We start from the raw sequence: 22,632 nt of genomic DNA on the forward strand, positions 1-22,632 counted from the left end.
ATGTAAGTAGCAGGAAGTGCAGTAGCGTCGTCGCCAAGTGCAGCTTCATCAAGCGATGCATAGTAGGATACTGATACATTGCCCTGGCTTCCTGTCAATGCAACAGCTATATCCAGAAGATCGTAATTACCAAGGCCCGGCTGATCCTCACAGGCATAAAACGGTCCGGGATCCTGGACTGCCGGAAGCGGGACAACTTTTATAACGAAGTTCGTAACGCTCTCACAACCATAAATATTTTGCGCCGATACATAGATCACCTGCCCCCCTGCTACGGTATTTTGAAAAGCCGTCGGGTCATCAATAATTATCATGTCGCCATCCTGCTCATAGGAATAGGTCAGGTTGAGGCCGGGTTCTGTGGTTATGGCATTATAGTGGGATGACAGGTCAAAAACTTCATATCCGTCACCGTTATTTTGCTCATCGCAAAGCAGATGATCCACAACAGCTGCATTCAGCTCAGGAAGCGGATCTAAAACCAATGCAAGCTGGCCCGTCACATCACATTCCGGGGTATCCGCATTGACAACCTTAAAATATACTGTTTGGTTATAAGGTGTGGTATTTGAGTATGTTTCAGGGGCGGTGATCTGCAGACCTGCAGGAATATCTTCAGGCGTGCTGTAAAAAGTGACCGCAAGATCGTCGTTGCCCCCTGTGATCTGAGCGATCGCCTGCGTCAGGTCGAAACTACCAAGTCCCGATCCCCGTTCTTCCTCACATGCAACGAGACCATCAGGGTTTGTGATCGCGGGGATCGCTCCCACGATCACATCAAACGATGTGATGCTGTAACAGTCCCCTTCACCGGCAACCCTAGCATATATCGTTTGCGGGTTTTGTGTATTGGTAAAAAGCGTGATGATCGCATCTTCGCCGTTCTCAGCTAATTGATGGCTTGTATGATACGTTACGATATGATCTGCCGGAGACTGTTGCGCCAGGATAACCGGAGACTGTAACGCCAGGTTAAATTCTGCCACCCCGTCAAATGCCTGTTCGCAAACCAGCATATCAGCCGGTTCAGTGGCTTCCGGTATGGCAAACACTGTTATTTCCCTAACCAGCGTGATCGTACCGTCATGTACGGCAGTTGTAAGATCAACAGTTACTGTGTAGGTGCCTGCCTCGCTGTAAGTATGCTGGGGACTTATGGAATTTGATGTTTCGCCATCGCCAAACGTCCAGAAAGCACTCGTAGGCTCAACAGGGCTCCTGATCAAAAAGGCTGCGCTGTTGCCAAGGCAAATATCTTCTGTACGAATAGCCTGGAGAAAGAAACTCTGAAAAAAATTGGGAAGCCCCAAATTGCAGGTCTTACCTCCCAGGCTTACTCCCGCAGACTCGAAATTACAGTCCACACCCTGGCTATTGGGATTGTGGATCACGCCAAGGTAGGTAGTGGCCGGGTTGGCTACATAAATTTTCCCGTCTATGCCCAATTGAAGCGCCCCGGCATTTTCGAATGATATTGTTGTCATCGATGCCTGTATGCTTGCAAGCGTAGGCAATGTAATATCACACTGCATTACCTCAACCGGCACAAGGTTATTTGACTTTGTGAAGTACAGCAGATTCCCTGCCGGTGAGAATTCTAAGCCGTATGCGGCGGCGTTATAAATTTTCCGGGAGTTTGATACCGCTCCTGTTGCCGGTTCAAAGTCGAGCAGTTCTAAGCCCACGTTCTCATCAGAAATAGCGCATGCAAGCTTTTTACCATCAGGAGAAAATTTGAGATATCCTATGGTGCCCGTGCTTCCGGGGACCATGCTACAGGTATGCACCTCTCCTACCGCACTGGTAACCGGGGTAGTTGTAACACCTTCCGAAGTAACGAGGTAAGCGAGGTATTCATTATTATTTATTCCATGGCTGATCACCCAGATATCCTCGAGGTTTTCATGATAAACCGCGCTGATCTTCTCTGCTACAGGAGTGTGCAATGGGATGTTTTTTTCGGACACGACCACATCGCCCAGCCCTCCATTAAGGGACATATCAACTTTTGTATAGCGCAGCCCATTAGGATACGCCTGATAGTCGACAGTAAATATGTAATACCTTCCAAAATCCATAGGTGCAGGGATAACTATGGCAGATTGCGTGCTTGACGGATGACCCATGAGGTCTGACCCATTAGGCATAGGGTAATGGTTGCTGTTGTAAACGGTAATACCGTCGGTATAGAATTGCAAAACACCGTTCGGTGTAGAAATTGCGGCGCATCCCTCGTTAGTCGACAGCGCACCGTTCGATACCGCTACAGGGCTCCCGGAATTAAAATTCAGCCCCGCCTCGGAACCGAAATACCAGTTTGCTCCTTCCTTTTGGGCAAACAACGGTATTGTGAACAGTAATAATATATAGATCTTTTTCTTTAGCATAGCATTTTCATTGGGGCAGTAACGGAAAAGCCCTACTGAGCGAACAGCAGGGCCTTTAATCGTCATCTAACGGGATTTTATTATCTTAATTGTCGACGCAATTTCGCCATGGTGCACTTTTAGTATGTACGTGCCATCCTCCAATTTGGAAAGGTCCAGCTGCGTGCCGTTGGCTACTTCAGCACCCATTACTTCCTGACCTAAAACATTGTAGATCGTCACGGTTGCTGTGGTGGCAATATTAGAAATGGTAAGGATATTTTTTACCGGGTTAGGGTAATATCGTATCTCATTAAAATTGTTTGAACCTGTACCCATGTTCCATTCAAATTCAACTGCTACAGGGATACTTTCGCAGGTTCCTACGGTTTGCGTGGCGTAATACGTTCCTTCTGTTGTCAAAACGGTATCTTCCGGAAGTGCATCAACGCCATTTTCCGCATTTTCCTGGGTTGCATACCAGGTCACGGTTCCATCTGACTCAGCTTCTACGCTATATAATAGTACTGTGTCGGCGTCAACCACCTGTGGCGAAGCAATAGCCGGAGGCTGTACTGTAGATATTGTAACCGTAACAGCTGTCCTTCCTATACTTTCACACGCATCTTCACCTTCGGCGATCTGGGTGGCATAGTATGTGCCCGCGGTCAACGGCGCGTCATTGGCAAGCAGCTGACCTCCGGTCTCACTGCTATACCATTGAATGATGAAAAAGCCAGCTGTATCAAGTTCGGCAACAGTTGCTCCATTGCAGAGGTCCTGTGGCGTCTGCAATGCGTCAGGGGCAGGTGTCGCACAAGGGGGAGCCTGCGTTACCACAACATTATCAAGCATAAGATCACCATCTATCTGCGCCGCTATATCAGGGTGCAGCGTGTAACGTATGAATACTTCCATCCCGGCGTCAGGAACAAATGTTACGGTCCTGGTAGCGCAATCGGCACTTGGAGTATGGTTAGAGGGAGATATGATATCTGCTTCCATCCATGGTCCTAGCGTCGAATATGAATATTCTACCCTTACTGTCCCCCAGTCCGGATCATTGGGAAGCGGAAACCCTGAGTTACCAAAGTGTGATACTTTGTATTCATATTGGAGCGTCGCGATACCTCCGTTGGATGTTCCCAGGGAAGGTGATATAAGCGGCGTGATCAGCCCGCTTTCATGAAACGCATAATAAAATTGCCCTATGATCGCATTTCCGCTGCACGCCCCATAATCCTCCGGAACGGTATAATAGGTTCCATCGACATCAGTCCATATAATACCATTTTCAAAGCCATCAGAAAAATTTAGTTGTGCCATTGCCTGGTGGAAATTTGCTATCCCCAGCATGGCTAGAGCGCCAAATAATAGTTTAGATCCTCTCATTTATTTAGTTTTTTTTTAGTTAGTATCATCGTTAGTCTTCGCGGTTAAGGTATATCCAGCCAGTGAGCTGCTCTCCGTTCGCCCGCTCTATCATGTAGAAGTATGTACCTGTCGGGAGATCGTTCCCGTTACTTGCCTGTCCGCCCCATTCATTGCGATAATTGGCCCTTTCGTAGGCGACAGCACCATAACGGTTAAAAATGGTAAGTTTTCGAACGTCCATGCTTGTCAGGTCAAATGTGTCATTAAGACCGTCATTGTTGGGAGAAATGCCGCGCTGCATAAAACATACTGTATCCTGAACGTCAACCGATCTGGTTCCTGTACAGCCATCGGCAGTGGAAACGACTACGGTATAGAGTCCCGGCACTGCAGGAGCGATCTGCTGTATTGCCGCGGTAAAGCCATTCGGCCCGGACCAGGCATATGTCGCGGTAGAAGGCTCGAACGAACTGTTTTCATCCGTTGCCTTTAGCTGAAAGGCTTCATCTTCGCAAAACTGGTCAATACGTATCGCTACGTTAATGTCACTCAAGGTTACTTCTACGGTTTTTGACACTGGAGCACAGCTGCCCACAGTTACGCTCACCGTATAACTGCCCACTTCGGTTATTGTAATACTTGCAGAAGTCTCCGCAGAATTATTTCCATTAACCGTCCATTGATACATTGCCTGCGATGCATCAAAATTTGCCGCCGCTATATCAATAGTCCTGGTCTCGTTCGCGCACACTACATACGGCCCGCCAAGGTCAAAAACGGGTGCAGGTATTTCGTTCACCGTTATTTGACGCGAAACTGAACAGCCACCTCGGGTTACAGTAACCTCATAGATTCCCGGACTATTTATTGGTATGCCAGAGGTTGGGTACGGAAGTGTTCCTGCCCCCAGCTTCCAGGTATAAGTTACATCGGGGTCGTTCAGGTCAAAGTTTTCGGCTACAACATCCAGGAAGCCCGAAGATCCGGTGCATAACGAGATGTCTCCTGCTATGGTAAATTGCGGCGCGGTTTGCGTAATGAGGTTAAATGTCCTGAATATTGCACATCCGGATGTATCTTCGATCCTTACAAATAGCTGCTGCAGGTTTTGAACTATGTTCGTATATGTCAGAGCCAGATCGCCAGTGCCTCCCTGGGCATCTTCCTGAGATGCATGATACGTGATCACATAGTTATTCGGATTTGATCCGGCCATTGTTGCTGTATTTTGTAACAGGTCGAATGTCGCAGATCCTGTCGTGCTGCAAGCAGTAAGGTCTGTCGGGTCAGAAACAGTTATAGGTTCTGTAAAAGCCACTGTCACCTCACCCTCTCTTTGGCATCCGGAACCCTGTGGTGAAGCAATTACACTATAAGTTCCTTCGCCGAATGGAGCTGTAGCAGTAACTGTGAGTGATGAAGATGTTTCGCCTGTAAGCTCATTTCCATCTTTAAACCAAGTGAAACTATACTGCGGGCTGGTCAGCCCCGAATTTATTACGGCTTGTCCATCGCTGCACACAGCATCACTGCCAATGAGGTCCGGCCCTATCGCAAGGACATCGCTGCATTCCTTCCCTGCAATGAAAATTGCCGAATTGTGACAGTCGAAATGTGCGGGTTGGTCGGCTATCACGATCTTAAGGTGATAGGTCTGTCCCGCTATTACCGTAGCCGAAGCCTCCATTGCCACAGTGTAGCCGCTGTACCCCGTTGTAGAGTTCAGCGGATCATTATACGCCAATTCGCCCATCAAGCCGGGGTTTTCTCCGTCACAAGTTTCATTCGTACTGCGAATGGTGGCCGTAGAAACAGGAACACTTGTGCCCGGTATTACAGCTATATTGACATTTTGCGGACTGCCCGACGGCCCCGTCAGGAAAATTGCTGCCCCGTTACCGTTCACACAGTCCCATAGCCCGTAGATATCCGACGCGAAAACGAAGTCGAACGCAACGCGGCATGATGTGGGCACAAGATCAAATTCGATAACAGATGCATTGTAGGAAGGCTCCGCATCTGCACCAGGGAAAATGGCATCAAGGTCCGGGTCTCCCGTCCACACTTTAGTGTCAAGTTCGGCAGTGCTTCCCGGCCATGGCCCCAAAGCCTGTTGGATCGAGCCGGTAGCAAGGATGATTCCTTCCTGTATCGGAAAGTCCGAGCCGTTCCTGTTGAAATAACCGATACCGTTATTGGAACCAAAGTTAGTACCGGTCCTGTAATTTAGATTGGAGATCGCGGCACACTCAGACCCTAATAAAAATTCGTCAACAAGCTGCGGAACGGTATAAGCATTATCGCTTACGCTGATGGATGGTCCGGCGACTGCCGATCTTATACAAAGCTGGAATGGAGAAGGATTGGTGTTGTAATTACTGATCCTGATGTAGTAGGTCTCACCCGGAATTAAGTTGGATAATAACGCCTGGGGATGGGAACTGTCGCAATATATTTGGACCAGAGAGTTGCAGGCCCCTTTAAAAACGCCGAGGTAATTACCTCCGGTCGAAGTAAAGTCTATTGTATGCACAGCCGATGTCGCTTCAAAAGAATACCAGACATCGGGATAACCGGCAGGAAATGTACAGGCTGTCTCTATGCTCAACTGCGAATGATACGCATAATGGGTGCTACCCGTAATAGTTTGCATGCAATCTCCTGTAGTGTTTACCGGAACGTTGATCGCGCCCTCGCAAATGTCATTTGAAACTGCTGTTTGAAAGGTATATTCCATATCGCTACTGTTAGGATGCGTTATGAATGCACCATCAATTTCGCTATTGGACCCGTTGCCGCAAAGGCTCATAACGAAGAACTTATAATCGCTGGCCGGCTGTAGTGTTTCGCCGGGATCGTCGCCATAAACGAACGGTTTGCTTGTTACAGTAATCCCACCCGTGCCCGCCTGAGGCGCTGCCGCGATTATAGGAAGTACCCAAACCTGCCATGATGTGGCGGAGCCCGTTTCCTGCCAGTCCAGCGTTACCTGCGTTGACAATATGTTGGATATTTCGGGTTGTTTCGGCTTGAGGCAGTCCAGTGGCATGCAATCAGCAATTCCAGAGAACAGCACGTCCCCATTATTGTAATTTTGGGCCGGGTCCGGAGTAAGTATGAACGCGATCTCTCCAAATGGGTCTGTAAGTGATATATTAGGTTTGTTTGCACCGGATGAAGCTACCAACTCAAAGGGGATACCATGGCAAAGCTCTACAGATTCTATGGCCGGGCCTTCGCCAATGGCATGATGATATATTTTTTTTACCAATACGCCCCCCTGATAAATACTGTACATTAGCGGCTGTGCACCACCCCAGTATGGCGTAGTTCCCCAAAGTTCTATTGTATAGGAACAACGGTCCTCCGACGCGCATGCCACTTCTCTGTAAAAATTGAAAGGACCTGCCCAATCGCTGTAACCCGCAGGTGTATCAGGGCAAACCAATCGAACATAAAAGTCAAAATTAGTTGCAGAAGGATCAAGGGCTACGCCAACAGCAGGGTTTGTACTTGTCGTGGTACCGGCTGTAGCCGATGTCGGAGCAGCACTGCCGCCGGCAACGATGTAATATTCCCAGTTGCCCGATGCGAGTCCGTCCCACCCCAGATCTGCTGTCTCAGGCAGCGTGTTGGCGGCATACAGGCCGGTTGGAGGCAGGCAGGGAAGCGCGTCACAGTCAACTATCCCATTATATATAACAGTTCCAATGCTGATAGCTGTATTTGGCGGCAGGTGAAAGATCCTTTGCTGCATAGGATTGTAAACAGCCAGTGAGATCCTGTTGCCATTAAAAAACTCATTCCCTGCCGATGTCCATTCAATTTCAAAAGGCATATTATCACAAAGATCTATCTGGACAGTTAGCGAGTTACCTGTAGTAAATGCATCGCCGATCCGTGCAACTTCCACACCCTGCTGAAAGATGGTCATGTAGCTGCCACCCCATCCTGAGGATACATCCCCCGGATGTGGTGGTACGTTGAGAAGTGTAAAAGTATATGGGCAGCTGTTGCCCGGAGTACAAATGGCAGAAGAAAATTTTTGCGGCGCAGACCAGTCGCTGTACCCACCATTTGCGCACACCATACGTACATAAAACTCATAGTTCGTACCCGGAGCATCCAGCGGAACATTCGTTACCGGGTTTACAGAAACTGCGGTGCCGGCAGTACCTGCCCCTGGAGCCGGATCGCCCACAATTACAATGTAATACTCCCAATTGCCCGTAGAAGGGCCGCTCCAGGAAAGATCTACGCTGTTTTGCGTGGCATTGGCCGCAGCAAGTCCAGTTGGGGCTTCGCACAGCAGGCCGCAAACCGGAATTTCATCATAGATCACGATTCCCGGCAGTCCACCATAGGGCGCCTGAGGCATTGTATAGATCTCCTGCCCAAAAGGATTTTCAATAGTAAGTCCTACCTGCTGCGAATAGTCATATCCGGCGCCTTCTGTATTCCACATTATTTGCAATGGCACTCCCGGACATACTGCCACCGGTTGCTCTGCAATTGTGGTATTTACTGGTGGGCCTGTCAGTATGGCTATCGGTGTGCCATTTTGTGAAACGGTTAGTGTTTCCATCCACCGGTCACCAACAACATCGGTCATTACAAAGGTATAGATACACTGGTCAACCGGCTCACAAATAGCTGTATAAAAGCGGTAAGGGCCGGCCCAAGCGCTGTAAACGCCATTTCCGCAACTCGCCCTTACATAGTACTCGTAATGGGTGCCGGCTGTCAGTCCGCTGATCGCAAACCCGGAATTAGTTGAGACCGGAGAGCCTGCAGTAGTGGGAAATCCGGCAAATGCGGGTTGTACCTTTAGTTCCCACGCTGATATACCACCGGGATCGTTCCAGGAGAAGGTTGCCGAGTCTGTACCAATGTTTTCAGGCATATTGCCAACAGGCATCCCACAAGTCACTTCCTGCACTAAAAGGTTATAGTTCGTGGTCACTGCGTTAAATGCAGTCGCCATAATATAGTAATCCTCCCCTTCTATAACGGGAAAAGATTCGATCACCATCCCTTCAGTGGGTGTAATGCCTGACAGGCTGTAGCGGCTGTCCATACAGCTGCTGCCTATATCCTGGCATTCGTCAAATACAAACAGGGCGGCATAGGGGCCCTGGTCGCCCATCTCTATGCGGACATTGCCTGTAAAGTCTGCGGTATATCTGTACGTTGCTCCCCACTTACCATAACCCAAAAGTCCCGAGGAAGCGCAACCTGTAGCCAGCATAGACGGTTTTTCGGAGAAATTGGCTGTATTATCCCGATCTGAGAACGGCAGCTGCGAAAATTGTAACGGATAGCTGCAATTATCTCCAAGTCCGGCAGTTGTAAATTGTAGCGGCCCTACCCATAGGCTCAGGCCAGTATCGGCACAAAGGGCACGCACATAAAATTTGTAACGCGTATGTGGTTCGAAGGGAGCTTCTGTAAGTGGTAAACCCGTCGCAGTTCCCGTCGCGGTATACGGAAGCGATCCATTGTAAACGATACCGTGGCCGGTAGGCATCATGTCATCAGACACGATCTCTATCTCCCACTGCGATGCTCCCGAGGGATTTGTCCATAAAAGGTCGACTGTACCAAGGCCTGTTACATTGGCCTCGAAACCACCGGGGTTAGCACAGGGTGCGGTCACACGCGCCCAATCGATCAGCCATCCATCCATGTTATCGCCCTGCATTACAAAAGCGATGCGGACATTTGTATTCACGTACGCCGAGGGAATAGGCACTGTCTTTAGATAATAATTCGTCTGTACCGGATTGATCTGACCCTCCGTCCACGTGATCAGATCGACATAACTCGATAAATTTGCTGCATTACTACCCGCAGGCAGTATTTTAATTTTATAAGAACTCCCCTGGTTACCTGCGTTAAGCAGCCTCGAGTAAAAATATAGCTGGCCGTTGGCCGGAACCGTAAACTCCGGTGAAACCAGATGATCCTGCGCACTGCCGCCCGTCACATCTTCAACATTTAAAAAAGCGGAATGGGAACCGGCTATGTTTTCGTACGATGGATATTGAGCGGTGTGTTCCTGCTGTACCCATTGAACAGTTGTGCCTATGCCATTATCCAGGGTCAGCCAGTCGGTGGCTGTGCCGGTAGTTGCGGGCACGGGTGACCAGTTGCCTTCAAACTTTTCAAGCGACAGTTGCGCCGATGCAAAACCGTAAATAAATAGCGAAAGCAAAAGAATATATTTTTTCATGATCAGTGGTTATTTAAATGTTGAAATATTCCGCTTGCCGCATTGGCAGTGACCGATCCTGAGAAGGAATCGACCCGTGGAAATATTATAGCAACATTAGTGAATTTTTAAAGCAACCACTCTAATTGTCCTTAAAATGTACACGGAAGAAAACGCGACATTTTAAGGACATGAAAAAAAATAAAAAAGCTAAATAGTTGATATGTAAGAATATATCTTTATTTTGTCGGGAATGTTCATTTTAGCGACAATTCGTTCTTTACGCTTCCTGCACGATTCGGGAGTAATATTGAACATCGACGCAATTTCTTTAATGCTGAGATTCATGTAAAGATAAATGATGAAGCGTACGTCATTCAGGGTAAGTTCGGGGTGCTTTTCTTTGAGCCTATTTATGAAACCCGGATTCACTTCTTCAAAATGAATGAGGAAATTTTCCCATTCATGATTCGACTTCAAATGCGACCTGAGATTCCTGATGTAATCAGACACTTCACCATCCTGTGGACTTCCGGGTGTTGCCGAAAGTGAATTGATGACGTCCTCTATCAGTTCGTTACGGCCCGACAGGTACAGCGCTTTTGCCGAAAGCTTGCGGTTTCGTGATTCGATCTCATCCCGTAACAATTGGAACTCGGTCTGCGCCTTTGCTTCATTTTCCCTGATCTCGTTCTCCAATTGTAGTTTATCTGCCTTTTCCCGTTCCAGATCGAGCAGTGCGGCCTGCCTGTTGCGCTCGGCTACCAATTTCTTCTGCCTTAAAAATAATATCACGATCGTAACAAATCCCAGTAGTCCGGCAAGCACCGCGTAAGAAAGTTTGCGTTCTGTATCATATTTCTCCTCATTATACTTTATCTCGCTCTGATAGTCCTGAACCCTGAGTTTTACTTTATTGGTCTCAAAAAGATCGCGATTCACCATAGCCGCCATTGAATCTTTTGCCATTATTACGGAGTCCTTATACTTAAGTGCGGCCGCATAATCCTTCTGGTCACTATAAATGTCTGTCAAAAGAGCGTAAAAAGCCTTTTTGTTTACCATCTGACGTCCACCCTCCAGCCCCTTGTTCGCGTAGTGGATGGCAAGTGCCGCGTTACCATTCTTTTTGTAGATATTTGATAGTAATTCAACAGCATTAAGATAAAATATAGTGCTGTTGTAATTTTGGTCCCAGTTTTTATTGAGATCTTTTATAAGGCTTTCCATCTGCCGTTCTGCTTCACCTACATTCCCCTCAAAAAAATAGGTTTCGGCATAGGTAACCTGCCAAAGCTTTTGCAACTCTTCCGGCTTTTTCATGGTCCTCACCTCATCAAGATACCGACGTGCCGTTTTTGGGTCCCCCGTCATGTTGTAGGATAATGCTAATGTAATTGCCCTTACAGGCCGGGACTTGTATTTCTTTTGAATGTCGATCTCGTAAGCTTTTTTGAAGTATTCAATAGCGCTTTTATAATCCTGTTCATAATAATAGATCTGCCCTATGTCACCGGTCAGGGAGTTGCAACGTTCTGCAAGCTCGGGAAATTTCTTCCCTACTGTCAAAGCTTCTTTGTAATATCCAATGGCTTCCCCGAAATCTGAAAGGTTAAAGTATGAAAGTCCCAAAAAAACCTTAATGTCGAAAAGCAATTTTTCATTAAGATCATATTTTTCATTAAGGGACTCTGCCTTTGTTAAAAATTCGACTGCTCCAATAAAATTATGGCCTTTGTAATGCCCGATACCCTGATCGTAAAATTTTGTACATTCTGCCTGTAATGCTGCATACTCTTTATCTTTCACTGCCGGCAACGCAACAATGGGTAAAAAGCCGAAGATGAGAAGCAAAAATTCCTTATATCCAAATCTGCATATATTTCGGGTATTTATGTGATAAATAAACCTCATTAATTTACTAATATTTAAATAATAAATTGATAAATTTAAGGATTATTATGTTTTATGTGGGTATATTATGTTGAAAGAAATATTCGTTATAAAGAATAATGTCCACGCAATGATCAGATCATTTTTAAGCATTTACTGTTGGTTAAATATACCGAATAGGTGATCCGTCGGGACTCAAACCTTGTTAAAAAACTGATATATGAGTAGTTAAAATCTAAAACTCCCACCAATGGTAAGAGTTTTATATTACTTAGTTCCCACCATCTAGATCATGATGGTAGAATCATTACCACAAAGCAGCAACAGGAAGATCCTGCTGCTGCCCTGAAAAATTAAGATCCCAAAAAAACTACCTCTTTATTATTTTCGCCGAACCTTTTTCGGTATTCAAAAAATACATCCCTTTTGCAAGGCTGCTAATGTCTATCGGTGTATCGCCATTGGCTATAACTTCAAGAAGCTTCTGTCCTGAAACGTTGTAAAGTGACACCGCAATACCTTGAGGCAGGCCAGCAACCGTTACCTCGTCGCTTGCAGGATTAGGATATACTGAAAACCTTCCCTTGGCGAGATCGACCTGTGACAGCACCTCCTGGATCTCGTAGCGCATTAACACCATATTATTAATATCGTTACCTACAACCAATACTTTTCCGTCCGGCTGCTGCACCATGCAGTACATGTACTGATGGTTGTCAAGCATGGTCGTAACTTCCCCCTGCAAACCTACCATAGTATCTAATATGCCGTTAGCCGTAAGGAAGGCAAGTCCGAAATCAAATGAAGTAGCATACCGTCTCAATCCGTTTATAATTTTTCCATTTGGCAGCTGCAGCATCCGCACAGCCACTTCATCTTCATCTGAAGTATTTACTAATTTAAAAACACCGGCATCGCCAAAGGTATTGTCAAGAGTGCCGTTCGGCAACAGTCGTAGTGTAAAGGCACTGCGTACTCCGGTTTTTAACGATCCACAAATAAGTATTTTGCCGTCGGCAGCGGCCTTTATCTCACTTATAAAGCATTGGGATGCACCATGGGTTACCGCAGCTGTACCATTAATGCCAAAAGATGTATCTGGCTGACCCTCCGGCAAGGACCTGGAAACACTTGCAATAGCTCCGTTCGTACCCAATGCAGTCACTATCCTGCCTTGTTCATCAATATCCATTGTATTAAAGCTGCCTATCAGGGTTGTTATTACTTTGTATCCTGTACCATTAAAAGATGTGTCGGGAGTAAAGTCAGCATTAAACCTTGCGACCGCCGGTCTTGAAGCTCCCACTCCACCCGGAGGTACGCCTCCCGAAACCATAATTTTACCATCAGGGAGCAGTATCATTTTTTTAACATCTGAGCGCTCTGTGCCGAATGCGGTCAGCAGCATGCCCTGATCGCCAATAGAAGTATCCAGGGTGCCATTTTCGCTAAAACGCATAAACATGATCTTATATATGTTGGGAATTATTCCTCCTCCAGGAATGAACCGGATCCCCATTGCCAGGATCCTGCCATCGGGTAGTTGGGCTATGTCTGTAAAATATTCTGTGTTAGGCAGATCAAACTGTACTTTACCATTACTGCCAAAGGATGTATCAGGGGTCCCGTCAGGATTAAACCTTAAAATTATCGGGTCCGGAAAATTACCGAACTTGCTGCCGGCGACCAGGATCTTACCATCATTTTGCAGAACCATTGCATTAGGGGTAAAATATTCGCCGGTAACTATGCCGTTATTCCCGAAGGTAGTGTCCAGAAATGTATCCTGGCCTTTCGACACAACCCCGGCCAGCAACATGATTAAAACTAAGGTAAAATTATACTTCATAAATTATAAATATTTGAGATGATAATCAAAAGCAGCAACAGGAAATATCCTGTCGCTGCCATGAAAAATTAAAATAAAAAACTACTCCTTTATTATTTTGGCAGAACCCTTAGCCGTATTAAGGAAATACATCCCTTTGGCCAGGCTGCTGACATCTATACTGGTATCGCCTTTAGCCACAACATCCTTCACTTTCTGTCCTGAAACAGTATAGATGGAAACAAGTGTATCATCCTGTAGCCCACTTACTGTTACCTTGTCGGTGGCAGGATTAGGGTACACAGATAATTTTGGCATGAGTATTTCTTTTACGCCCGCAGTATTTTCAGCTGTAACAACTATATCATCAATTATAAGATAACCATTACCATAGGTAAGGGTGGAATTATGATACCACATGAGAGTTATGGATCTTCCTGTAAAGGGTGTCAGATCAAAAGTTACATTATGAGAACCCTCACTCGTGATCGACTCCACAAAATTGGGATTAGCAAAATCAATAAAATCATCTTCTACGACCAGTAACTGATAGCCCATCTGTCCTTCGTCTAAAAGTAATGCCCCAATCCTGTAAGTGAGTTCTGCACTGCTGTAGCCTGAAAGGTTTATTAATGGGGAGCCAAGAAGGTTCATCGTACTAAGCGGAATTATATCACCTTCTTCGTCAAATGTGAATGATGCCGAAGCGTCAACGATCCCGGTGAATCCTAAGTCATGAAAATCGGAACTGAGGTAAGGCCTCCACCCATGCCCATTGCCGTCAAGCTCAGCAACGCCCCAGCCCGCTGTAGCGGCCTGCATTGATGCCAGGTCTGTACCAAAATCATTGCTGAGCAGTACCGTTTGCGCCTCTACAGCATGGTTAAACCAAAGTAATGACAGCAAAGCGATGTAAAAACGTTTCATAACTCCATTTAGTTTATCAATACTGTAAGCAGTGATTCGGCAAAAGCCTAACCACTGCTTCAGCATTGCATCATGAAAAAAACTACTTCTTTATTATTTTCGCCGAACCTTTTTCGGTATTTAAAAAATACATCCCTTTTGCAAGGCTGCTAATGTCTATCGGCGTGTCGCCGTTGGCGGCAACTTCCATTAGTTTCTGGCCCGAAACATTGTAAAGTGATACTGCTGTCCCTTCCGGAAGGCCAACTACAGTTATCTTGTCACTTGCAGGGTTAGGGTATACATTGATGATGTTCTTGTTGTGGCCTGCAATGCCAAGGGCTGAGCCTACATATATATCATCTATGAAGATGTTGTCGCCGCCGGCAGTATCCATTATTCGTTTAAATCGGATCTTTACATCGTTTCCTGCATATTGGGTTAGCGATATGGTTTCACTGTTCCACTCCTCATCGCTGTGCGGGTAATACAGCCATTCGCCGCCTTCAACACCCTGTGCCAGTTCGGCTCCGCTCCTGTCAAATACAGTATCCCAGGTCGTGCCGCAATCGGCAGACACTAAAACCTGCAACCTGTTTTCTGTATCTTGCAACTGGGCATTAGCATATTTAAATGTAAGTTCGCTATTTCCATTCAGTTCGATGAGTGGAAGTTCAGCTATCGACTCGTCACCTACAGTCGGGAAGTTATTGGATGTTGCGAAGGAGTGATTGCCCGAACTTCCGGAAAGCTTGGTAATACCCCATTGATGTGCTGTGAGATGATTAGGATTCCATACTTTTATAGCTGTAGTACCGCTTTCAAAATCCTCTGTAAATGAGGTAAGTTCTGCACCACTGGTCCTTGCGGCAAAAGTGGCTGTCTTTTCGTCATTAAAGGTATAGCCTTCAGTACTGCCATTAGGGTTTTCCGTCCACATCCTTAGCGTATGGTTGTTACTTTGATTGACAGGCGTTACCGGCAAGGTCACCTGCGCTGTCTCGCCACTGGCCAGGCTGCCTGTCCAGTTGTGGGTAAATACGTTCGCATTATTGTTAAGGCGGTATTTTATAACTACTGAAGATAATGTTGCACTGCCATGATTTTTTATGACAACTACAGGAGTAAATGAGCCCGTGCAAACGGTACCGTGTGGAGCCACAATGCGTTCTATCCCTGCATCATTGGCCTGCTTTGGATATCCTTTTCGGAACTCCCTTCGAATTGAGACCCGTGCACCATCAAAGCTGACCTGGTCATTGTTTGTTATCCAGTATATCGATGCACCCGTCATCGGGTCGTAGGTCGCTTCAGAAAAAAATCCTGCCTGCGAACCTGTATGCTCGTAAACCTCCCGTTGCATTGAATTGGAATACGTATGCCATATTGCAAGGCCATATTCTGTAGCAGCATCGAAAGTAAGCATCTGCTGCCTCGATCCAGGAGTTAAAAATGTACCGTTGCCAAACACTGCCTGGTAGAATGCGGTCATATCTTCAGGCGTAGAAAGCGTGCTACCAGCACCAAGGTCCTGCGAGTAAAAAGAAGTAAAACCAAGCCTTGGATACCAAATACCGCTAAAATAACTTGAAGCTTCGGGAGTGCCCTCAAGAGCCTCGGTCTCGTTTGCTTCAAATGTCCTGTTTAAGTTTAGTGGTTCTGTAATATACTGGTGCAGTGCCTGCGTAAAACTCATATTAGTAACTTCTTCTATAACCCAGGCCGCAAGTATGTAATTGGTGTTACTGTACCTCCAGCCAGTGCCTGCCGCAAAATGAGGTGCATGTATCCTGTCTACCACTTCGGGTATAGTCCAGTAACGGTCAAGGTCAGCAAGTACATCTTCATAAAATTCATCCACACGGTCATTCGAATAATCAAAAAAACCGGTCTCATGCATCAGCACTTGGCGTATAGTAGCCGTTTTATCTATGTCATGCAGGTCATCAGTTATATATTGGCCTATCTGGTCATCCAGCGATAGCAGGTTCGCTTCCTGTAATTTTAAAAGGATTACCGCTGTAAACAGCTTTCCTGTACTCGCAACCCCAGATGTCATGTCTGTAGTCATAGCTACCCCCGGTTCCGCCATGCCCGAAGCGCCTTTCCAGGTACCAATGCCCGGCACATTTACCGCCATGCTTATACCCAGGGGTTCGCCATCTCCCGATTGGAAATTAGTAGTTAAGCTGTCTAAAACGGTTTGATAGCGGTTGGCCCATTCCGTTGGGATCGATTGTGCGTTCGCACCGAGGGCGGCACACAATGCAAATACGCTGAGTAATTTTTTCTTCATGACTGTTGATTTTGTATTTATGAGGTCAAAACTATTATGAAAGTTTTTGTAAAAAAGTTCCGATATACCGATGCTGGTTCCGGCTTGACCGTTGGTAAGGATATTCGAACCGTTGGTAACCAAATGCCGCAAAAAAGATATCGTATAACTTCGAACAGGTAGTGGGACTGGTATGTTAGTGAACAACCCACCTTTTAATTGCATATTTTTACCGCGATGATCCGTTTACTGAAAAATATCATTCTCATAACATTCCTGTTAGCCTGCCCTGTTGCCAATGCACAGGACGGCCCTCCCCTTTTGCGTAAAATCACCAGTGATGACGGGCTGCCACAGGGCTTTATTGCTGCCATAGTACAGGATAGTAAAGGTTTCATCTGGATCGGGACCCGCAATGGCCTGGCACGTTATGATGGCAGGAAATTCAGGAACTTTTACCATATACCATCGATCAGGGGCGGGCTGTCATCCGGGATAATAACTCAGCTTTGGCTGGATAAGAAAGATAACCTTTGGATCACCTACGAATCGGGCCATCTCGACATATTTAATACCGATACGGAAAAGGTGATCCCCCTTACCGTCAAAAAAGGATTTGCAAAACTGAAAGGCCACCAAAAACGGGGCAGGTCGTTTGTTGATGTGGGCGGAACCTACTGGCTTCTTTCAAATACCGGGAATGTATATGTTATTGACGGGGCTTTAACATCGATGCGGCTGCTTCCCATAAAAGATATTGTGGTTGGTATTGCATCCTCAAAAAATTCGGTCATACTTTCAACGAAAAATGAGCTCATCTTCCTCAACCATAAAACAGTTGTGACAGAAAGAGTGGCTATACCCTATAAGGAAGACCTGTACCCGGCCCGACATGAAAAGCAGAATGCACTGATATCAAGAAAGAACGGAGACATCGCAATAATAGGCAGCAGTACGATCAGGATCTACAGGCCTTCAACCAAAAAGCTGATAGACATTCCCATCTCCCTGGGCAGCCTGCCGCATTTCTCAGTACCCCCAAGGATACTCGATGATGAGGGTACCATATACTTTGAAGCTGACGGCATAGGCAAGCTGTGGCCCGCTACAGAAAATAAGATAATTACCTGCGATCTGGGTATACTGGGCTCTCCCCTGTTAATTGACAGGTCCGGGATCGCCTGGACGGGTACTGGTGGATTGGGAATTGAGCAATATGACCTGAGGATCAACCACCTTCAAAGGCGATCTATGATCACAGGCTTTCATACGGATATCCTTAAAAAGGCAGGAGTAAATGACAGGCGGACCGATAAGTTCTTAGATACCATATCGGGATATTACTGGCGCTGGGTACAAACAAAAGAAGGGACACTTTGGGTGGCACAGTCACAACCGGATGCGCATATAGGTAGTGTATTTTCGATGGACATGAATAAAAAAGTAAATTACCCCAAATGGAAGTACCGGGGCGGAGTACCTAAAAAACTGCCCACATGCGCCATGACAGAAGATCCGTCAGGGCGGGTTTGGGGGGGTAGGCCTCGATATGAGGCTGTACATACTTAATCCGGTGAGCAATACCATCACCTTTCATTACCAGGTCCCCTTTGAAATTGGAGATCCATTCCAGAACGACATTAACGGCCTTATAGCAGGGAAAGATGACTTTTGGATAAGCAGTACCCACGGGCTGTTCCATTACATTGCAGGTACCGGTAAAACAACACGTTATTTTCCCGAGGTGCGTGTCCTTTCAATACTCCCGGACCCTGTTCAAAAAAATATTGTGTGGCTTGGAACCATGTATTCCGGACTCATAAAATTCAATATGAGGACCCGGGAGCACTTTAGCTATAATACGACCAACGGATTTCCGCACAATACTATAGCAAACCTTCAGGCGGATGACAATGGGAACCTGTGGGGCATTACCGGCAAAGGGCTTTTGTCTTTCGCACTTGACGGTAGCAGGATAAACTTACACAAAGTTCTTGGCGAGAACGGACAGGAGTTCAACCGCTATCATTATTTTAAATTCACAGATGGCAGGCTTGCCTTTGGGGGAGCCTATGGTTATGTCATATTCGATCCTCGATCCATGATGAGCGACCATTATGAACCGGAAGTGCTTATTACAGCCATTACAATAAATAATAAAGAATTGCCTGCTGATAACGGATATTCCAATAAAGGCATCAACGGGATCGAAGTGATGCAGTTACCGTACGACAGGAATTCCCTCACTTTTGAGTTTGCCGCAACCGAATACAACCTGCCCGAAAAAATACAATACCGCCGCTGGCTGAAAGGGCTTGACGATGGATGGGTAATTTCCGGGAACGATAATACAGCTACCTATTCCTATATGCCGCCGGGGGAGTACGAACTCCACATAAATGCCTCCAATACCATGGGCGAATGGAGCGATGAGGTAAAAGTGATAAAGATCCATATTGCCCCGCCATTTTGGCTCACATGGTGGTTCATTACCACACTACTAATAATTATGGCACTGCTCATTTATCTTGGTGTAAAGCGGAAAATCCGGCAGGCTATAAAAAAAGACCAGCTCCAGATCGCCTATGAGCGTGAAGCGTTGCAGCTTGAAGCCAAAGCCATGAGGGCGCAAATGAATCCGCACTTTATCTTCAACTGCCTTAATTCCATCAAATCGTTGATGCATGATCTCAGGAACAAGGAAGCTATTTTATACCTTACAACCTTTGCACAGCTGTTGCGGAACCAGCTTAACAGCAACCTGCTGGAAGTAAGCCTTGAAGATGAATTGCACACCTGCCGCCTTTACTTAAAGCTGGAGACGTTGCGGTTCGGAAAAAAGCTGAACTATAAATTTGATATTGACGAAAGGGTAGATACGCATTCCATTAAGATACCTGCATTATTGCTGCAGCCATTCATAGAAAATGCTATTATACACGGGCTTCTTCCACTGCCCCAAGGAGGAACGATCACAGTATCAATAACGTTGGAAGATGAAACGATCTACTGCAAGATCGACGATAATGGCGCGGGAAGGAACGTGAAAGTAAAAGAGCACGGCCATGAGTCCAAAGGCGTTAAGCTTGTAGAAGGCAGGCTTGACTTGTATAATGCAATACATAACAGCGCTGCAAGCATAGAGATCATTGACAAAAAAGACAGCAACGGCCTGCCAACAGGTACGCTTGTAATAATCACTTTAAATATATAAAACATGAGGGCAGTAATTATAGATGATGAGCCGCACTGTATCAATGCACTGCAACAGGACTTACAACTGTTCTGTCCGGAAGTGGAAGTGATTGCTACGTGCAGTTCAGGTCAGGAAGGTATCCAAGCCATTGAGCGCTACAGGCCTGATCTGGTTTTTCTGGATATTTCCATGCCATTAATGAATGGTTTCCAAATGCTGGAGCAACTTGGGAATTCGGCAGACTTTACAGTGATCTTCACTACGGCTTATGAACAGTTTGTTTTAAAAGCACTACGTGTAAGCGCTTTCGACTATCTGCTTAAACCGGTCGATCCCGAGCAGCTGATGGATACCATCTACCGCCTGAAACGCGAAAATGCTTCGGCAGGCATAGCCGAACGTATCCAAAACCATAACCTTAATAAAGATCAACTACCTGAAAAGCAAAGGATAGCGTTACGTAATAAGGATGGCTACGATTTTATCCGCTTATATAACATCCTGTACTGTCATGCTGACCGTTCATACCGAGGTTGTACTCCTTGATGGACGTAAGCTTGTGGTTTCGCGCTCACTTGGCGAAATTGAGCCCCATCTTCCGGATAGCATTTTTGAAAGGATACATCATTCCACTATAATAAACATAGCAGAAGTAGCACAATTTTCGCGGAACGAAGGCTTATTTGTAATAATGGAAAATGGGGATAAGCTGGCTGTTGCCAGGTCTAAAAAAGACAGTGTGCTAATGAGGCTTGGGATATAAAAAAAATTGTAGCTAGTGCCCGAATGACCGTTGCCATAAAATATTGAAACGCATTCCTGCGATCAGATCTACTATCGTAACCAACCAAGGACCATGTGATCAAAAAACACATCGATATCATACACTTTGATCAAAACGCTTCATTATCAGCATACGCAGACGCTCTTCATGCTCATCACCCCAATTTCCTATGGCCGCGATCACCGGAATTATGGTTTTTCCAAATTCGGTAAGGCTATATTCTACTTTTGGAGGCACGACCGGATATATGATCTTCGAGACAAGCTCATGGTCCTCTAATTCTTTTAGCTGAATATTTAAAACCCTGCGTGATGCATCAGGTATTTTTCGCTGCAATTCACTCGGGCGCTTGTGTCCCTGGTCGATAAACCAAAGCAAGCGTATCTTCCATTTGCCATACAGCACTTCACCTATAAGGTCAAGCCCGCAATTTAAGTTCGGTGTTGTTTTCCTTTCATACATATTACAAATTTAAATGTATATGCCAATTTGTGCAATAGGGGAATAATTTATCCCTATATGAATCGTAACTCCGTACTTGTGAGGAATTAACGTACTCCCGAGATTTGTACAACAAAATTTAAAAACAAATTACGATGGATTATCAAAATGAACTATTAGGTAAAGTCGCTTTGGTGACAGGAGGTACAAAAGGAGCCGGAAAGGCGATCGCAGAAAGGCTGCTGCAAGCCGGCGCAACAGTACTCATAACCGCCAGGAACGCACCGGAAACTGACAATAGCAAATTGCATTTTATCGCATCCGACTTAAGCACAGCAGAAGGATCGCAAAAGGTGGTTAGCGAAGTGCTGTCAACTTATGGCAAACTGGACATCCTTGTGAACAACCTTGGTGCTTCATCAACACCCGCCGGCGGTTTTTCAGCATTAAGTGATGAAGACTGGATAGCGACCCTGCAGGCTAATTTACTGGCCCCTGTTCGATTGGACAGAGGATTCCTGCCACAAATGATAGACAGGAAGGATGGCGTTATCATCCATATCGCCTCTATTCAGGGCAAACTGCCACTGTATGACTCTACTTTGCCTTATGCTGCGGCAAAAGCAGGACTAAGGAACTATAGTAAGAGCTTATCCAACGAAGTTACACCAAAGGGCGTACGGGTGCTCACTGTTTCGCCTGGATGGATAAATACAACAGCATCTGAAGCCTGGTTGGGCGAGATCGCAAGGAACGCAAATAGTACTATAGAAGAAGCCCAAAAGAGTGTCATGGATGCATTGGGGGGAATTCCTTACGGCAGGCCCGCAAAACCGGAAGAAGTGGCTGAATTGGTCGGTTTTATTGTTTCGCCAAGAGCCGGCTATTTAACGGGAACAGAATTCGTGATCGACGGTGGGACAGTACCTACCATTTAATGAACTAAAAAATAGTATAATGAACTTACCAAAAGTAATATCAGATCTGGTAGCAGCACAAAATAACTTTGACAGTGCTGCCTATGCAAATTGTTTCTCTGAAACAGCCGTAGTTGAAGATGAGGGCAAAACCCACAACGGAAGGAAAGAGATAGAGCACTGGATCGCTGATTCCAATGAGCGATACAAAGCGACAATAAAACCCGTGAGCTATGAAGAAAATGGAACGAAAAGCATATTAAAAGCTGAAACTTCAGGAAATTTTCCCGGAAGCCCGATCGTACTGAGTTATCATTTAGAGATAACACATGAATTGATACGATCATTGAAATTTACTGTATAAAAAGAAGGGACCGGAAAGATCCGGGACCATGTTGATCTCGTGATCTTCCCTTTCTGTGGTTCAAAGTTTGGAGATCA

The 22,632-nt window shown here is 45.9% G+C and carries 14 protein-coding genes; 6 read left to right on the forward strand and 8 right to left on the reverse strand.

Features of this window, described 5'->3' with window-relative positions; translation table 11 throughout:
• From ACT6R0_RS18490 to ACT6R0_RS18520, 7 genes are all read right to left on the reverse strand, one after another.
• A partial coding sequence (locus ACT6R0_RS18490) for a PKD domain-containing protein (RefSeq protein WP_444655370.1) occupies positions 1-2,453 on the reverse strand: 2,453 nt, incomplete at its 3' end.
• On the reverse strand, positions 2,454-3,758 hold the full coding sequence (locus tag ACT6R0_RS18495) for a T9SS type A sorting domain-containing protein (RefSeq protein WP_444655368.1): 1,305 nt from the start codon (positions 3,756-3,758) through the stop codon (positions 2,454-2,456).
• A gap of 31 nt (positions 3,759-3,789) precedes the next feature.
• Positions 3,790-9,972, reverse strand: a complete 6,183-nt coding sequence (locus tag ACT6R0_RS18500; RefSeq protein ID WP_444655367.1) for a choice-of-anchor L domain-containing protein — start codon at positions 9,970-9,972, stop codon at positions 3,790-3,792.
• Between the two features lie 189 nt (positions 9,973-10,161).
• Complete coding sequence (locus ACT6R0_RS18505; RefSeq protein ID WP_444655366.1) at positions 10,162-11,805, reverse strand: tetratricopeptide repeat protein; 1,644 nt, start codon at positions 11,803-11,805, stop codon at positions 10,162-10,164.
• Between the two features lie 409 nt (positions 11,806-12,214).
• Positions 12,215-13,693, reverse strand: a complete 1,479-nt coding sequence (locus tag ACT6R0_RS18510; RefSeq protein ID WP_444655365.1) for a T9SS type A sorting domain-containing protein — start codon at positions 13,691-13,693, stop codon at positions 12,215-12,217.
• 81 nt (positions 13,694-13,774) lie between these two features.
• Positions 13,775-14,599: a T9SS type A sorting domain-containing protein gene (locus ACT6R0_RS18515; protein WP_444655363.1), complete on the reverse strand. Its 825-nt coding sequence runs from the start codon at positions 14,597-14,599 to the stop codon at positions 13,775-13,777.
• Between the two features lie 82 nt (positions 14,600-14,681).
• Complete coding sequence (locus tag ACT6R0_RS18520) at positions 14,682-16,874, reverse strand: serine hydrolase (RefSeq protein WP_444655362.1); 2,193 nt, start codon at positions 16,872-16,874, stop codon at positions 14,682-14,684.
• Between the two features lie 216 nt (positions 16,875-17,090).
• Here ACT6R0_RS18520 and ACT6R0_RS18525 point away from each other — a divergent pair, with 216 nt between their 5' ends.
• From ACT6R0_RS18525 to ACT6R0_RS18540, 4 genes are read left to right on the forward strand one after another with little or no spacing between them, the layout of a single operon-like run.
• Positions 17,091-18,422: a ligand-binding sensor domain-containing protein gene (locus ACT6R0_RS18525; RefSeq protein ID WP_444655360.1), complete on the forward strand. Its 1,332-nt coding sequence runs from the start codon at positions 17,091-17,093 to the stop codon at positions 18,420-18,422.
• Positions 18,423-18,426: 4 nt separating this feature from the next.
• Positions 18,427-20,067: a histidine kinase gene (locus ACT6R0_RS18530; RefSeq protein WP_444655358.1), complete on the forward strand. Its 1,641-nt coding sequence runs from the start codon at positions 18,427-18,429 to the stop codon at positions 20,065-20,067.
• A gap of 3 nt (positions 20,068-20,070) precedes the next feature.
• Positions 20,071-20,595, forward strand: coding sequence for a LytR/AlgR family response regulator transcription factor (locus tag ACT6R0_RS18535; protein ID WP_444655356.1), 525 nt, complete (start codon positions 20,071-20,073; stop codon positions 20,593-20,595).
• The gene (locus ACT6R0_RS18540) at positions 20,561-20,812 is read left to right on the forward strand and encodes a LytTR family transcriptional regulator DNA-binding domain-containing protein (RefSeq protein ID WP_444655354.1); all 252 of its coding nucleotides are present in this window, start codon (positions 20,561-20,563) and stop codon (positions 20,810-20,812) included. The genes ACT6R0_RS18535 and ACT6R0_RS18540 overlap by 35 nt, the downstream gene beginning before the upstream one ends.
• Before the next feature lie 117 nt (positions 20,813-20,929).
• On the opposite strand, the gene ACT6R0_RS18545 is transcribed toward ACT6R0_RS18540, so the two are convergent.
• A complete protein-coding gene (locus ACT6R0_RS18545) occupies positions 20,930-21,295 on the reverse strand; it encodes a winged helix-turn-helix transcriptional regulator (protein ID WP_444655352.1) in 366 nt (121 codons plus the stop codon).
• Between the two features lie 134 nt (positions 21,296-21,429).
• On the opposite strand from ACT6R0_RS18545, the gene ACT6R0_RS18550 reads away from it, so the two are divergent.
• Complete coding sequence (locus ACT6R0_RS18550; protein WP_444655350.1) at positions 21,430-22,212, forward strand: SDR family oxidoreductase; 783 nt, start codon at positions 21,430-21,432, stop codon at positions 22,210-22,212.
• Between the two features lie 19 nt (positions 22,213-22,231).
• Entirely contained in the window at positions 22,232-22,555 is a 324-nt protein-coding gene (locus tag ACT6R0_RS18555; protein WP_444655348.1) for a nuclear transport factor 2 family protein, read from the forward strand.
• Positions 22,556-22,632: the final 77 nt, after the last annotated feature.

Source organism: Flavobacterium sp. (assembly GCF_052437795.1).
Classification (GTDB): Bacteria; Bacteroidota; Bacteroidia; order Flavobacteriales; family Flavobacteriaceae; genus Flavobacterium.

Coding starts and splice junctions, on each gene's coding strand:
- ACT6R0_RS18495 (WP_444655368.1), bottom strand. CDS start 3,758: ATGAGAGGATCTAAACTATTATTTGGCGCTCTAGCCATGCTGGGGATA.
- ACT6R0_RS18500 (WP_444655367.1), bottom strand. CDS start 9,972: ATGAAAAAATATATTCTTTTGCTTTCGCTATTTATTTACGGTTTTGCA.
- ACT6R0_RS18510 (WP_444655365.1), bottom strand. CDS start 13,693: ATGAAGTATAATTTTACCTTAGTTTTAATCATGTTGCTGGCCGGGGTT.
- ACT6R0_RS18515 (WP_444655363.1), bottom strand. CDS start 14,599: ATGAAACGTTTTTACATCGCTTTGCTGTCATTACTTTGGTTTAACCAT.
- ACT6R0_RS18520 (WP_444655362.1), bottom strand. CDS start 16,874: ATGAAGAAAAAATTACTCAGCGTATTTGCATTGTGTGCCGCCCTCGGT.
- ACT6R0_RS18525 (WP_444655360.1), top strand. CDS start 17,091: ATGATCCGTTTACTGAAAAATATCATTCTCATAACATTCCTGTTAGCC.
- ACT6R0_RS18535 (WP_444655356.1), top strand. CDS start 20,071: ATGAGGGCAGTAATTATAGATGATGAGCCGCACTGTATCAATGCACTG.
- ACT6R0_RS18540 (WP_444655354.1), top strand. CDS start 20,561: ATGCTGACCGTTCATACCGAGGTTGTACTCCTTGATGGACGTAAGCTT.
- ACT6R0_RS18545 (WP_444655352.1), bottom strand. CDS start 21,295: ATGTATGAAAGGAAAACAACACCGAACTTAAATTGCGGGCTTGACCTT.
- ACT6R0_RS18550 (WP_444655350.1), top strand. CDS start 21,430: ATGGATTATCAAAATGAACTATTAGGTAAAGTCGCTTTGGTGACAGGA.
- ACT6R0_RS18555 (WP_444655348.1), top strand. CDS start 22,232: ATGAACTTACCAAAAGTAATATCAGATCTGGTAGCAGCACAAAATAAC.